Raw genomic sequence first — 14,902 nt, forward strand, 5'->3', positions numbered from 1 at the left:
GGTATGTCACGAACGAGGCGTGCGGTGGAGTTCGACGTGGTGGACCTCGGGCTGCGGGCGAGCCGGGACGCCAAGGGCGTGCCCGCCGAACTGCTCGCCGGCTACCTGGAGGACTTGGCCGAGATCAGCACGACGGGCACGCAGTGGAGCCAGGAGCGGCTGCGGGTGCGGAACGAGGTCGGCGCGCGTGCGGCGGCCGACGGCGTGGCGTTGCGCGACCTCATCGACCTCTACCTGAGCGCCACCTGGCTGTCCTGGTCGTCGCTGCCCGGCGTGCGGGGGGCGACGGGCGCCGACGCGGTGCGGACCGTCGGCGAGACGGTGTTCCGGGCGGCGGACGCGGCGGTCATGGCGCTGGCCGAGGGTTACGAGGAGGCGCAGCGCTGGTCCGTGCGCCGGGAGGAGTCGTTCCGCCGGGAGTTCGTGGACGACCTGCTGGACGGCCGCAACCCGGGGCACCTGGCCGAACGGGCGGAGCGGATCGGGTTCCGGCTGGCCGCGAGCAACGTGGTCGCGGCGGTGCGGGCCGTCGAGCCGATCGTGGACGGCGGCGAGGTGGCCCGGAACGTGGAGACGGCCGTGCAGTTGCGCCTGGGCTCGCGTGACGTGCTGGTCACCACGAAGGAGGGTCTGCTGGTGTGCGTCGCGCCCGAGCATCCCGCGGGCGTGCCCGAGGAGTTCGTGCGCCAGGTGTCGGCCGTGATGGGCGTCGAGGAGGACTGGCGGGTCGGGCTCGGACGCGCGCAGTCCGGTCCCGGCGGCGCGGTGCGGTCGTTCGAGCAGGCCCGGTACGCGCTGGACATCGCCGACCGGCTCGGGCTGCCCGGCCGCCTGCACAAGGCCGCGGACCTGCTCGTCTACCAGGTGCTGCTGCGGGACAGCGCGGCCCTCGCCGACCTGGTCGGCGAGGTGCTGGAACCGCTGCGGCAGGCGCGCGGCGGCGCGGGTCCGCTCATGGACACGCTCGGCGCCTACTTCGCGTGCGGGCGGGTCGCGACGGTGTGCGCGCGGAACATGCACCTGGGCGTGCGCACGGTGACGTACCGCCTCCAGCGCATCCGCGAGCTGACCGGCTACGCGGCCGACGACCCGGGGCAGGGCTTCACGCTCCAGGTCGCGGTGCTCGGCGCGAAGCTGCTCGGCTGGCCGGACGCCCGTTCGTGACGATCTTGGTTGCCGGTGCCCGGCAACCAGGGCGAAGGGCGAGTGGCCGGGGCGTGGCGTTGTCGGCGGCCGGCCGGGAGATCAGGATTCGGAGGGTCGTGGGGTCGGCGGTCCGGACATAGGGGCTCGTGGTGAAGGTTCTGGTGCTCACGCTGGGCACGCGCGGCGACGTCCAGCCGTTCCTGGAACTCGCGCGGGGGTTGCGCGCGGCGGGCCACGACCCGCTCGTCGCCGCGCCGCACCGGTTCACCGCGTTGGCGGCCGGGTTCGGCGTGCCGTTCGCCGGTGTGGACGACGGTCCGCTGCGGGTGATGGACGACGACCGGGCGGGCGAGGTGATCGAGGGCGGTCTGCGGGTCCGGCTGCGGCAGCTGCGCGAGATGCCCGCGATGTTCACGAAGGTGCTGGAGGACTGCTGGTCGGTGGCGGAGGCCGGTCCGGGGTTCGACCTGGTCGTCCACAACGGACAGATCATCGCCGGGCAGCACGTGGCCGAGGCGCTCGGCGTGCCGGCCGTGCTGGGGCTGCCGCTGCCGCTGTTCGTGCCGACCCGCGAGTTCCGCCGGCCGGGCGCGCCGCTGCCCCCCGGGCTGCCCGGTCCGCTGAACCGGGCCAGCTACCTCGGCATGAAGCTGCCGGCGGTGACGTTCGGCCGCGTGGTGGACAAGTGGCGCGAGAAGACGCTCGGCCTGCCCCTCAGGCGCGGTCGGCACGACCCGACGCGTGCGGTGGACGGCACGGCGGCCCCGGTGCTGCACGCGTTCAGCCCGGCGGTGATCCCGCGCCCCGCGGACTGGCCCGCGTCGGCGGTCACCACCGGCTACTGGACTGGGTCGGGCGGCACGCCGCTCCCGGCGCGGGTGGAGGAGTTCCTCGCGGCCGGCGGTACCCCGGTGTCCGTGGGGTTCGGGTCGATGATCGGGAGCGACCCGGCCAGGCTCGCCGAGGTCGTCGTGGAGGCCGCCCGCCGGGTGGGCGTGCGGACGGTCCTGGCGTCGGGCTGGGGAGCCCTGGCGGGTGCGCCGTGCGCCGACGACGTGCTGGTCGTGGACGAGATCGACTACCGCACGTTGTTCCCGCGCGTGGCGGCGGTCGTGCACCACGGCGGCGCGGGCACGACGGGTGCGGCCTTCGCCGCGGGCCGGCCGCAGGTCGTCTGCCCGTTCGTGGCGGACCAACCGTTCTGGGGAGACGTGGCGCACCGGCGGGGAGTCGGCGCGCCGCCCGTTCCGCAACGCCGGCTCACCGTCGACAGGCTGGCCGCCGCGCTCGACGTGGTGGTCGGGAACGAGGTGATGGCGCGGTCCGCCGGGGAGCTGGGGGAGCGGGTGCGCGCCGAGGACGGCGTCGGCACGGCGGTGGCCGCGCTGGAGCGGGTCGTCGGGTGAGCCGTCCTTCTCGATCTCGCCCCGATCGTGAGGCATAGGACGCCACCCGCTCGGGAAAACAGGCACGGTGGAGCTTCTCGGCATCGATCCCCTGCGCGCCGCCGGCGGACTGGCCAAGGGACTGCTCGGGCTCGCCCTCGCCCCGCTGGAGCAGTCCGCCCTGCTGCGCCGTGAGCGGCGGAAGGTGTGGTCCTGCCCGGGTCGTCTGCACATCGAGGCTCACGGCGTGCACGGGCCGCGCGGCAAGCAGGTGTCCGAGCGGATCGAGCGGGCGCTGGAAACCCACCCCGGGGTGCTCTGGGCCAGGGTGAACGCGCCGTCGGCCCGGGTGATCGTCGCCGTGGAGGAGCCGCCGCCGCAGACGTCGGAGCTGGTGGCGCTGGTGCGCCGGGCCGAGGCCGAGCCCGCCACCGAGGACGAGCGCGTGGTCGAGGACGAGCTGCACCACCCGGCGGACGGCCTGCGGGGCACCCGCCTGCTGCCCGCGCTCGCCGCCGACGTGGCGGGCCTGGCGCTGGCCGCCATCACGAAGATCGCGCCGTGGGCGCCGCTGCCCGGCGAGCTGGCCGCCCTCACCTCCGCCGTCGACCTGCACCCCGAGCTGCGTGAACTGGCCGCCGGACGGCTGCAGGGCCGGGAACGCGCCGACACGGCCACGTCGATGATCGCCGCGCTGATCCACGGCCTCGCCTCGCGCAGCGAGGGCACGGTGCTGGACATCGCCCAACGCGTGCAGCAGTGGCGCGAGGTGAAGGCGCACGAGCAGGCCTGGTGCTCCGCCGAGTCCGACCTGATCCACGGCCCGGACGACGCCGTGGCCGAGCCTGTCGTGGTCGAACGGCCGCTCCCGTTCCCCGAAGGCCCGGTCGACCGCTACGCGCGGAAGGCGTTGGCGGCAGGTGTGGCGGCGGGCGTGGCGGCGGTTCCGTTCACCGGGCCGCGCCGGGCCGCGGCACTGGGCGTGGCGAGCCTGCCCAAGGCGCCGTCGGTCGGCCGGGCCGCGTTCGCCGCGCAACTCGGCCGCGTGCTGGCCCGACGCGGCACGCTCGTGATGGAGCGCTCGGTGCTGCGCCGGCTGGACGCGATCGACGTGCTGGTGCTCGACGAGACCGCGCTCGGCTCGGGCCGCTCGGTGCTCGCCGACCTGGTCCCGCTGCCGGACACCGAGCCCGCCGAAGCGGCGGAACGGGCGTTCGCCCTGTTCGACCCCCAGGACCCGACCGCTGTGCGCCGGGACGGCGACTGGGCGATCGGCCCGGTCGACCGCCTCGACGTGCAGGGCCGCAAGGGTGTGCGTGAGCAACGCCGGTTGTCCGACCACGCCGCTGTGCTCGGGTTGAGCCGGGGCCGCCGGCTCCAGGCCGTGCTCGCGGTCGACGTCGAGCCCACCCCGGCCGTGGACGCCATCGCGGCGGCGGCACGCGAGGCGGGGCTGCGCGTGGTCGTCGCCACGGACCGCGAGCGGACGCCGGTCAGGTTCGCCGACAGCCGCGTTCCGTCGGGAAAAGGCCTGGTCGGCGCGGTGCGCGAACTGCAAGGCGACGGGCACGTGGTGCTGCTCGTGTCGGACGACCGGCGGGCGCTCGGCACTGCGGACTGCGGCGTCGGCGTGCACCGGGCCGGCGGGCCGCCGCCCTGGGGCGCGCACGTCGTCGTCCGGGACCTCGAAGGGGCCGTGCTGCTGGTGGAGGCGGTGCCCGCGGCACGGCGGGTCGACCGGGACGGGATCATGCTCGCCCAGGCGGCGAGCGGCATCGGCGCGGTCAGCGCGCTGAGCACCCGTGGCCCGAGCCCGTCCCGGAACGCGGCCCGCGCGGTCGACGGCGCGTCGGCCATCGCCTTCGTGGACGGTGTCTGGCGGGCGAAGCGGGTGACCGGGAACGGCGCCGCCCCGGTGGCGACGGGCGCCTCGCAGCCGTGGCACCTGATGCCGGCGGCCACCGTCCTCGACCGGCTGGACTCGGGCCGGGACGGGTTGGCCGGCGGCGAGGCGCGGCGCAGGCAGCGCACGTCCACCGGGCGCCAGGCCGTCGGCACCAGCCTGGGCAGCGCGTTCCTGGCCGAGCTGGCGAACCCGCTGACCCCCGTGCTGGCGGGTGGAGCGGCGGTGTCGGCGGCCGTGGGCTCCCCGGTGGACGCGGCGCTGGTGGCGGGTGTCGTGGGCGTGTCGGCGCTGATCGGCAGCGTGCAGCAGGTGGCGACGGACCGGGCGTTGGCGACCTTGCTCAACCGTTCGGCGGTGCGTGCCACCGTGGTCCGGGACGGCCGCGGCCGCGAGGTGACGGCCGACGAGCTGGTGGTCGGTGACGTGGTGCGGCTGGCCGCCGGGGACGTGGTGCCCGCCGACTGCCGGCTGCTCGACGGCGACGGGCTCGAAGCCGACGAGTCGTCCGTCACCGGGGAATCCCTGCCGGTGGCCAAGCACCAGGCCCCGGTGGTGGCCGCCGAACTCGCCGACCGGTCCTCCATGCTCTACGAGGGCACCACGATCGCCGCCGGCGAGGCGCTGGCCGTGGTCGTGGCCACCGGGGACGCCACCGAAGTCGGCCGGAGCATGGCGGCGGCCCGGCGCAACACCCCCACCACGGGCGTGGAGGCCCGGCTGGCCGACCTGACCCGCAAGATCATGCCCATCGCGCTGGGCTCGGCGGCGGCCGTCACCGGCGCGGGACTGCTGCGGGGCGTGCCGCTGCGGCAGAGCATGGGCGCGGCGGTGAACCTCGCCGTCGCGTCGGTGCCCGAAGGACTCCCGTTCCTGGTCAACGCCGCCCAGTTGGCCGCGGCACGGCGGCTGGCCGAGCACGGCGCGCTGGTCCGCAACCCGCGCACGATCGAGGCGCTGGGCCGGGTGGACGTGTTGTGCTTCGACAAGACCGGCACCCTGACCGAGGGCAGGCTGACCGTCAGCCACGTCGACAACGGCCGTCGTGCCGCGGGCCTCGACGAGTTGGACGACGATCTGCGTCGGGTCATGGCCGCCGCCGTCCGGGCCACACCGCCCGCCGACGACCCGCACGACCTGGCGCACCAGACGGACCGGGCGGTGCTGGAGGGCGCGCGGAAGGCCCGCGTCCGCCCGACTACCGGCGCCCGGGGCTGGTCACTGGTCGAGGCGCTGCCGTTCGAACCGTCCCGCGGCTACCACGCGACCGTCGGCGAGGTCGGGCAGCGGTTGGTGCTGAGCGTGAAGGGCGCGCCGGAAGTGGTGCTGCCGCGCTGCGACATCGACGCCCGCGGCCTGAAGCGCCTGGAGGAGCGCGTGCGGCGGCTCGCCGGTCGCGGCCACCGCGTGCTCGCCGTCGCCGAACGCACCGGCTTCCGGAACGGTGCCGCCAAGAACGGCGCCGCCGGAAACGGGGTCGCAAGGAACGGGGCTGCCCGGAACGGGGCCGACACCGTGACCGACGACGACGTGAAAGGCTTGTCCCTGCTGGGTTTCGTCGCTCTGTCCGACCCGGTGCGCGACGCCGCGCCACCCGCCGCCGCCAAGCTGCGCGAGGCGGGCGTGCGGATCGTGATGATCACCGGTGACCACCCCGCCACCGGCGAGGCGATCGCCGCCGAGGTCACCGGCGGCGACGGCGGGATGACCGTGGTGACCGGATCGCGGCTCGACCGGCTGGACGACGACGAACTGGACGCCCTGCTGCCGACCGTGGACGTGATCGCCCGCTGCACGCCGTCCCAGAAGGTCCGGATCATCGAGGCCTACCAACGGCTGGGCCGGGTGGTCGCGATGACCGGTGACGGCGCGAACGACGCGCCCGCGATCCGGCTGGCCGACGTCGGCATCGCGCTGGGCCGGCGCGGCACACCGGCCGCCCGTGCCGCCGCCGACCTCGTGGTCACCGATGACCGGCTGGAGACGATCATCGCGGCGCTGGTCGAAGGCCGCGCCATGTGGGCGTCGGTGCGCGAGGCGCTGGCGGTGCTGCTGGGCGGCAACATCGGCGAGATCGCGTTCAGCGTGCTCGGCTCGGCGTTGACCGGCCGGTCCCCGTTGACCGCACGGCAACTCCTGCTGGTGAACCTGCTGACCGACCTCGCGCCCGCGCTGGCCATCGCGTTGAGCCGACCCGCCGGCGAGTCCGTGCCCGACCTGCTGCGGGAAGGACCGACCTCGTCCCTCGGCAGCGCGCTCAACCGGGACATCACCGCCCGCGCCATCACGACCACGCTCGGTGCGACGGCGGCGTGGACGGCGGCCCGTCTCACCGGCCGCTCCCGCCGGGCGAGCACCGTGGCGCTGGCCGCCCTGGTCGGCACCCAGCTCGGCCAGACCCTCGTCTCCGGCGGGCTGGACAAGTCGGTGCTGGCCGCCGGCCTCGGCTCGGCCGCCGCACTGGGCGCGGTGATCCAGACACCCGGCGTCAGCCAGTTCTTCGGCTGCACCCCGTTGGGGCCGGTCGGCTGGGGCATCGCGCTGTCCAGCGCCACCGCCGCGAACCTCCTCGGCCTGGTGGTCACCCCGCTGGTGGAGGCCACCGCGAAACGCGAGGAGTGACCCGGCGGTGACCCTGGGCGGCGGGAAAGCACTGCCGTCGAACGGTTCCCGGCTCCGCCGGCGACGTTCCAATCGGCGATGTTCTAATCGGCCTGTCACGCCATCGAGCGCGGAGGTCGGTCACCCATGAGCCACAGCCCGTCCGGAACGACTCCGCCCGGCCGGTGGGCGCACACGTGGGTCTCCTCGCCGCAGCCGACGAACCCGACCGACCTGCCGCCGGAGCCGTTCGTCCGGCACGGCGTGGCGCTCGCCGATGCCACGGTGCGGCAGGCGATTCGCGTGTCCGTGGGCGGTGACCGGTTGCGGCTGCGGTTCTCCAACGCCTTCGGCCGCACGACGCTGTCCCTCACCGCCGTGTCCGTGGCGTTCCCCCAAGAGGTCGGCAAGAGCGCGGTCAGAGCGGGCTCGATCCGTCCCGTCACGTTCCACGGCCGGACGTCGGTCGTCGTGCCGGTCGGTGCGCAGGTCGTGTCGGACGCGGTGGACCTCCCGGTGCCGCCGGACGCCGACCTGACCGTGACCGCGTTCCTGGCGGACGGGCTGCCCGCCGACGCGCTCACCTCGCACCCCGGCTCCCGCACCACCTCCCACCTGCTGCGCGGCGAGCACGTCGACGCGGTGGACCTGCCCGGTGCGACCCCCGTCGACCACTGGTACCTCCTCAGCGGCGTGGAGGTGTGGTCGACGCGCAGCACCACGGCCGTGGTGGCGTTGGGCGACTCCCTGACCGACGGACGGGGGTCGACCACCAACGGGAACGACCGCTGGCCCAACCGCCTGGCTGCCCGGCTGCGCGCCGACCCGGCCACCGCCGGCGTCGCCGTGCTCAACCAGGGCATCGGCGGCAACCAGGTGCTCGGCCAGGGCCTCGGCCCGAACGCGCTGGCCCGGCTGGACCGCGACGTGCTGGCGTTGGGCGGCGTCACGTGGCTGGTGGTGTTCGAGGGTGTGAACGACATCGGCACCACCGACCCGACGCCCGCCGCGCAGAAGCAGGTCACCGACGACCTCGTCGCCGCGTACGGGCAGATCGTGGAGCGCGCCCACGCCCGTGGCATCTCCGTCTGCGGCGCGACGGTGACGCCACTCGGCGGCAGTGGCGACTACGACGACCCGGACGGCCACCGCGAGACGTCCCGGCAGGCGGTCAACGAGTGGATCCGGACCTCCGGCCGGTTCGACGCGGTGCTGGACTTCGACGCGGCCCTTCGTGACCCGGACGAGCCGAAGCGCCTGCTCAGGGCGTACGACGAAGGCGACCACCTGCACCTGTGCCCAGCCGGCCACCAGGCGTTGGCGGACGCCGTCCCGGTGGAGCTGTTCGCACCGAAGCCCGCGTGAGCCGCGACCGGAGGCGTTGCCACGCAAAAGTTTCGTAGCCCCACTGTCGAGAGTGGACGCATCTGGCGGGTGCGTTTTCCTTGCCCGGACAACGAAATCGTCATAGGTTGACGTGGTCACCGAGCCCGACGCGAGAGGACCACGCATGGTCGGCACGACGCCACCGGAAGTCCTGGACGACCGGACGCCGGTCACACCGCTCCCGGAAGGCGTGCACCCCGCGTGGCTGCCCGCGTCCGCGTTGCGGCCGGTCGGCTCACGACGGGTCCGGGTCGTCGGTGGCGGCCCGGTGGTCGCCACCGTGCGCGGCGAGGTCGAGGCGGCGGTGGCCGCCCACGGCGGCGCGCTGGTCGACGAGGGCCCGGTGGACCTGGAGCTGGTGTGCGCGCCGGACGACGGTGAAGACGACCCGGAATCGTTCGTGGTGGCACGCGACGCCACCACCACGGCGGTCCGCGCCGTGGGCGGCAACGGCCTGCTCTACGGCTTCCACCACGTGGTGCGGCAGGGCGAGTCGGCGTTCGACGGCACCCTGGAGCCGCGGCGGCACGCGCCCCGCCAGCCGATCCGGATGCTCGACCACTGGGACAACGTGGCCGTGCACCCGGTGATGGGCCAGGTCGAGCGCGGGTACGCGGGCGGCTCGATCTTCTACGACGACGGCGTGGTGCGTGAAGACCTGTCGCGCGCGCGGGCCTACGCGCGCCTGCTCGGCTCGATCGGCATCAACCGCGTGGGCCTCAACAACGTCAACGTGCACCGCCCCGAAGCCCTCCTGCTGACCGACCGCCTGCCGGACGTCGTGCGGCTCGCCGACGTGTTCCGCCCGCACGGGATCAAGGTGCACCTCTCGGTGAGCTTCGCCGCCCCCGTCACGCTCGGCGGCCTGCCCACCGCCGACCCGCACGACCCGGCGGTGGGGGAGTGGTGGGCCCGCACCACCGCCGCGGTGTACGCGGCGATCCCGGACTTCGGCGGGTACGTCGTCAAGGCGGACTCCGAGGGCCAGCCGGGTCCGTTCGCCTACGGCCGTGACCACGCGGACGGGGCGAACGTCCTGGCCCGCGCGCTCGCGCCGTTCGGCGGCACGGTGTTCTGGCGCGCGTTCGTCTACGACCACCGGCAGGACTGGCGCGACCGCTCGACCGACCGCGCGCGTGCGGCGTACGACAACTTCGCCCCGCTCGACGGCAGGTTCGACCCGAACGTGGTCGTGCAGGTGAAGGCCGGTCCGCTGGACTTCCAGGCGCGCGAGCCGGTCTCCCCGGTGATCGCAGCGATGCCGCGCACCCGGCTCGCGGTGGAGTTGCAGGTGACGCAGGAGTACACCGGGCAGCAGAAGCACGTGTGCCACCTGGTGCCGCAGTGGTCGGAAATGCTCGGTTTCCAGCCGTGGGGCGAGGGCGAGCCGACCGTGGCGGACGTCGCCGGCGGTCGTGCGTCCGCGCCGGCCGGTGGCGTGGCGGCCGTGTCGAACGTCGGCGACGACCGGTTCTGGACCGGGCACCCGTTGGCGCAGGCCAACCTGTTCGGCTTCGGGCGGCTCACGTGGGACGAGCGGCTCGCGCCGGAGGACGTGCTGGAGGAGTGGATCGGCCTCACGTTCGCCGACCCGGGAGTGGGCAAGGCGTTGCACGAGCTGATGGACGGCTCGTGGCTCACCTACGAGCGTTACACGGCCCCCTTGGGCGTCGGCTTCATGGTCAGCCCCGGCCACCACTACGGCCCGGCCGTCGACGGCTACGAGTACTCGCCTTGGGGCACTTACCACTTCGCGGACCGCGACGGTGTCGGCGTGGACCGCACGCGGGCGACGGGCACCGGCTACACCGGCCAGTACCCGCCGCCGTGGCGGGACCTGTACGAGTCGACCGAGACGTGCCCGGACGAGCTGCTGCTGTTCTTCCACCACGTGCCCTACGAGCACGTCCTGCACTCGGGGACGACGGTCGTCCAGCACATCTACGACACCCACTTCGCCGGTCGTGAAGAGGTGGAGCGGATGGTGGCCACGTGGGCGGCGTTGGAAGGCCGCGTCCCCGAAGACGTCTTCGGCCGCGTCACCGAACTGCTCGCGGAGCAGTTGCGGTGCGCGACCGAATGGCGTGACCAGGTGAACACGTACTTCCGGCGCAAGTCGGGCGTGCCGGACGCCCGAGGCCGCCGGATCTACTGAGTGCCTTCCCGGCGGATCACCAGGACTGCGGCCGGTGGCAGGTCCACCGCGTCACCGGCCCGCAGCGCCCGTCCGTCCAGCAGGTTCGTCCCGTCGACCGGGCACTCCACCGTCCGGGTCTCGCCGTGGTTGAGCACGAACAGGTGGCGCGTGCCGTCCGGTGACACGCGTTCGACGACCTCGACGTCGGGCACGTCGGCGAGCGGGCCGACCAGCCCGTGCTCGTCCAGCGCCTTCCGCACCACCGTCGCCACCCCGTCGTCGTCCAGCAACGTCGCCACGTACCAGGCACTGCCAGGCCCCCGTGCCGCCCGCGTCACGGCCGGCGTCCCGGCGTAGAAGTCCGCGCCGTAGGTGCCGAGCACCTCCGCGTCGCCCGGGATGACCACCTCGAACACGTGCCGGCTCTCGTACTCCGTGCCGAGCAGCGTCACCGGGTTCACCACGTCGGGCTGCTGCGCGTCGGTCTCCTCCACCCGCAATCCGAGCAGCGAGGCGAACGGACCGGGCACATCGGTCAGGAACGCGTTGTCGTCCTCGTCCACCCGACCGGACAGGGCCGTGGTCAGGAACGTGCCGCCACCGTCCACGAACGCCGTGACGCGGTCCGCCAGGTCGCCCTTCACCATGTGCAGCAACGGCGCGACGACCACGTCGTACCCGGAGAGGTCGGCCGTCACCGGCACGACGTCCAGCGGCGCGTTCGCCTGCCACAGCGCCCGGTGGTACGCCGTCAGCACGTCCAGGTACCGCACGTTCCGGTTCGGCCCGTCCGACATCTCGACCGCCCACCAGCTGTCCCAGTCGACCAGCAACGCGACCCGCGCCGGCGTCCGCGCGCCCAGCACCGCGTCACCGACCCGGGCGAACTCGCCGCCCAGGTCGGCGACTTCGCGGAACACCCGCGTGTCGGTCCGGCCCGCGTGGTCGAGCACCGCGCCGTGGTACTTCTCGCACGCGCCGCGGGACTGCCGCAGCTGGAAGTACAGGACGGCGTCCGCGCCGTGGGCCACGGACTGCCACGACCACAGCCGCAGCACACCGGGCCGCTTGACGGAGTTCACGTTCCGGCTCGCCGTGACCGACGGCGTCTGCTCCATGACCCAGAACGGCTCGCCGTCGCGCAGCCCGCGCATCAACCGGTGCGCCAACGCCATCCGCGCGGCCGTGCGGGACGCGGACGGGTCCTCGGGCGGGTAGTTGTCCCACGACGCGAAGTCCAGGTGCGGCGCCCACCGGTGGTAGTCGATCGGCTGGTACAGGCCCATCATGTTCGTCGTCACGGGAGTGTGCGGGGAGTGCTCGCGGATCGCCGCCTTCTCGGCCAGGAACCCGCCCAACATCGCATCGGACATGAACCGCCGGTAGTCCAGCGTGATGCCCTGGAACGCGGTGTGGTCCGGCCCGCGCCAGTGCTCGGACAGCGCGTTCGGCGGCTCGATCTGCGTCCACTCGGTGAACGTGTGCGACCAGAACGTGGTGTTCCACGCGTCGTTGAGCCGGTCGAGGGAGCCGTAACGCCGGCGGAGCCATACCCGGAACGCGTCGCCGCACTGCCGGCACCAGCACGCGCCGCCGTACTCGTTGCCGACGTGCCACGCCACGATCGCCGGGTTGTGCCGGTACCGCCGCGCCAGCCGCTTGGCCAGCGCCACGGCCGCCCTGCGGAAGTCACCCGACGACGGGCAGGCGTTGTGCCGCTGCCCGTAGACGTGCTGCCGGCCCTCGAAGTCGACCCGGCACACGTCCGGGTACTTCCGCGCCAGCCACGGCGGCATCGCGCCGCTCGGAGTGGCCAGCACGATCCGCATGCCCTCGGCCGTCGCGCGCTCCACGATCGCGTCAAGCTCCGAGAAGTCGTACTCGAACTCGGAGCGTTCGAGGTGGGCCCACGCGAACACGCCCACCGTCACCGTGTTGATGCCGGCGAGCTTGAACGCGGCGTAGTCGTCGTCCCAGATCTCGCGGGGCCACTGCTCGGGGTTGTAGTCGCCGCCGTAACCGATCTGCGGGGCCACGAACTGACGGGTCACGCGGTGAACCTCTCGGTGGCGTCGCGCAGCACCGGGTCGGCGTTGCGCAGGAGGAGAAGGGCGAACGGGGAGGCGAGCAGCGCGAGCACCCAGTCCGACGTGAGCACGACGAGCCCGCCGGCCGCGATGACCAGCGACACCGTGCCGAGCGTGCTCGCCGGTCGGGCGGCCAGGTAGTAGGATGCCAACCGAGCGGTGTCGCGGGTGCGCAACGCCAGCGCGGACGACAGCACGAGCGCGTTCGCCGACCACAGCAGCACCACCGCCGCGATCACGACCAGTGCCAGGCCGTACCCCGCCGGCACGCCCGCCGCACCGAGGTTCGCCAGGCTGAAGCCGATGACCGTCAACACCGCCAGGGCGGGCAGCCACCAGCGCAGCACCTCCGCCAGGTTGAGCCGGTAGCCGCGCCAGAAGTGCCGGGCGGGCGACAGGTCCCGGTCGTTCAGGAACACCCGCCACGCGAACAGCGCGGCCGACAGCGCGGGGGCCAGCGGGGCGAAGCACAGGCCGATCAACGGCGCGTTGCCCGCCTCGCCGACCAGGAACAGGACCAGCAGCAACGGCGGACCGGCCGTGAGCAGGAGCAGCACCTCGATGACGACGAACCAGTACACGATCGCCGACGCCCGGGACAGGACGCCCTTGCCGATCTCGTCCGCCGGGTCGTCCCGTCCCTGCGTCGTCGTCATCGCCGTCACCTCTCGTGCTCCGCGACGAGGCGGTCGTCCGATCCGCCGAGCAGCCGCCGGTCGTCCAGCCCGACGTGCTCCTCGGGCTCGACCGGGATCAGCTCGACGAACGTCACCTCGTGCCGCGACAATGCCAGGTCGAGCAGCACCCGACCACCTTCCACCACCGCCGACCGGTGCTCCACGGCCGGGCGCGCGCAGTCACGCAGCACCTCGATCGTCCGCCGATCAGGCGAGCGCGGCCGGCCCAGCTCACGCCACGCGCCGAACGCGTTGCCGTCGTGCTCGTTCACCCTTTCCCGGCGCACGAACGCGCGCGGACCGGTCATCGGGACCGACAGCCGCAGGTCGTGCCGCCCAGAGGAATCCAGACCCGGGGCGTACGGCGCGTCCGAGCCGCCGACCGGCTGCCACGCCAGCACGGTGACCCGGCCGTCGTCGGTGCCGCACACCAGGTGGTCGTCGCCGCGCGCCAGCACCTGCGTGCCCATCCGGGCCATGAACGCGTACAGGTGGTAGGTCGGCTTCGGCACCTGCCGGTGCGTGAGCAGCCCGAAACCGCCGTGGAACAGGGACGTCGGCACGTTCTCCTCCTCGAAGACGTCGCAGAACGTCCAGTAGGAGTACGAGTCGACCAGTTCCGTGCCGCCGGTGAGGACGGGCGCCAGGTAGGCGGCGTTGTAGGCGGTGTCGTGGATCGGGTTGTCCGGCCGGTACGAGGTGTTGAACTCGGTGATGTGCACCGGCAGGCCGGCCAGCGCCGTGGCCGCCAGGTACTTGCGCGGCGCGTCGAACTGGTCCAGCAGCAGTTCCGGCGCGGTCAGCGTCTGGTAGGTGCCGAACGGCACGTGCTGCGCCGGACCGGACGTGTAGGCGTGCCTGCTGACGAAGTCGATCGGCACGTCCCGCCGGGTGACGAAGTCCGCGAACGGCGCCCACCACTCGTCCGAGCCGGGGGAGATCGCGGGACCGCCCACCTGGAGCCCGGCGTCCACGTCCTTGACGGCGCGCGCGGTGGTCTCGTAGAGGCGGAAGTAGGCCTCCTGGTCGGCGTCCTTCCAGAAGTTGACCAGGTTCGGCTCGTTCCACACCTCGATCGGCCAGGTGCGCACCTCGTCCAGGCCGTAGCGGTCGACCAGGTGCCGCAGGAGCGCCCGGACGAGCGCGGCCCACTCGTCGGGGTCGCTCGGCGGGGTGATGTTGCCCTTCCACCAGAACACGGTGTCCTCGCCCGAGGCGAGCGCGGTGGGCATGAACCCCAGCTCCACGAAGGGCCGCAGACCCAGCTCCAGGAACCGGTCGAACACCTGGTCCACGTACGTGAACGAGTACCGGACCCGCCCGCCGGACACGCGGTGCACGCCCATGTCGTCGGACAGCAGACCGTGACCACGGATGTAGCGGAAACCGATGTCGCGCTGGACCGCGGCCAGGGATTCCTGGTAGTCGGCGCGCAGGGCGAGGTTCAGCCTGCCGGTGCCCACGCAGTGCCGCCAGGACTCGGACAGGCGGCCGATGGGCTCACCGGGGACGACAACGCGGTTCACTTACCCTCCAGGCATCGACACCGCCAGGTCGCGTCGGTCGTTCGCGGCCCGCTT

At 73.6% G+C, this 14,902-nt stretch carries 8 protein-coding genes; 5 read left to right on the top strand and 3 right to left on the bottom strand.

The annotated features are described in order from the left end of the window. Positions 1-3: 3 nt before the first annotated feature. The 5 genes from ACRAKI_RS15695 (at position 4) to ACRAKI_RS15715 (ending at position 10,576) form a co-directional block, all read left to right on the top strand. Positions 4-1,164 carry a PucR family transcriptional regulator gene (locus ACRAKI_RS15695; RefSeq protein WP_447007820.1) on the top strand — a complete coding sequence of 387 codons (1,161 nt, stop codon included), beginning with the start codon at positions 4-6 and terminating at the stop codon, positions 1,162-1,164. 131 nt (positions 1,165-1,295) lie between these two features. Further along, positions 1,296-2,552 carry a glycosyltransferase gene (locus tag ACRAKI_RS15700; protein WP_447007821.1) on the top strand — a complete coding sequence of 419 codons (1,257 nt, stop codon included), beginning with the start codon at positions 1,296-1,298 and terminating at the stop codon, positions 2,550-2,552. Between the two features lie 67 nt (positions 2,553-2,619). Beyond that, the gene (locus tag ACRAKI_RS15705) at positions 2,620-7,056 is read left to right on the top strand and encodes an HAD-IC family P-type ATPase (RefSeq protein ID WP_447007822.1); all 4,437 of its coding nucleotides are present in this window, start codon (positions 2,620-2,622) and stop codon (positions 7,054-7,056) included. A 126-nt stretch (positions 7,057-7,182) separates the two neighbouring features. Further along, positions 7,183-8,400, top strand: a complete 1,218-nt coding sequence (locus ACRAKI_RS15710; protein ID WP_447007823.1) for an SGNH/GDSL hydrolase family protein — start codon at positions 7,183-7,185, stop codon at positions 8,398-8,400. A gap of 145 nt (positions 8,401-8,545) precedes the next feature. Further along, complete coding sequence (locus ACRAKI_RS15715; RefSeq protein WP_447007824.1) at positions 8,546-10,576, top strand: alpha-glucuronidase; 2,031 nt, start codon at positions 8,546-8,548, stop codon at positions 10,574-10,576. Here the strand turns inward: ACRAKI_RS15715 and ACRAKI_RS15720 are convergent. Genes ACRAKI_RS15720 through ACRAKI_RS15730 form a run of 3 tightly spaced genes read right to left on the bottom strand, consistent with a single transcriptional unit; the run spans position 10,570 to position 14,848 of the window. Then, on the bottom strand, positions 10,570-12,609 hold the full coding sequence (locus ACRAKI_RS15720) for a beta-galactosidase (protein WP_447007825.1): 2,040 nt from the start codon (positions 12,607-12,609) through the stop codon (positions 10,570-10,572). The two genes, ACRAKI_RS15715 and ACRAKI_RS15720, sit on opposite strands and share 7 nt — an antisense overlap. Then, on the bottom strand, positions 12,606-13,301 hold the full coding sequence (locus tag ACRAKI_RS15725) for a DUF624 domain-containing protein (RefSeq protein WP_447007826.1): 696 nt from the start codon (positions 13,299-13,301) through the stop codon (positions 12,606-12,608). The genes ACRAKI_RS15720 and ACRAKI_RS15725 overlap by 4 nt, the downstream gene beginning before the upstream one ends. 5 nt (positions 13,302-13,306) lie before the next feature. Beyond that, positions 13,307-14,848, bottom strand: coding sequence for a GH39 family glycosyl hydrolase (locus ACRAKI_RS15730; RefSeq protein ID WP_447007827.1), 1,542 nt, complete (start codon positions 14,846-14,848; stop codon positions 13,307-13,309). Positions 14,849-14,902 lie beyond the last annotated feature (54 nt).

The sequence above is a fragment of the Saccharothrix isguenensis genome (genome assembly GCF_052936305.1).

What these genes read in the sequence shown, in the direction of transcription:
- ACRAKI_RS15695 (WP_447007820.1), top strand. Translation starts at nt 4, where the DNA reads ATGTCACGAACGAGGCGTGCGGTGGAGTTCGACGTGGTGGACCTCGGG.
- ACRAKI_RS15710 (WP_447007823.1), top strand. Translation starts at nt 7,183, where the DNA reads ATGAGCCACAGCCCGTCCGGAACGACTCCGCCCGGCCGGTGGGCGCAC.
- ACRAKI_RS15715 (WP_447007824.1), top strand. Translation starts at nt 8,546, where the DNA reads ATGGTCGGCACGACGCCACCGGAAGTCCTGGACGACCGGACGCCGGTC.
- ACRAKI_RS15725 (WP_447007826.1), bottom strand. Translation starts at nt 13,301, where the DNA reads ATGACGACGACGCAGGGACGGGACGACCCGGCGGACGAGATCGGCAAG.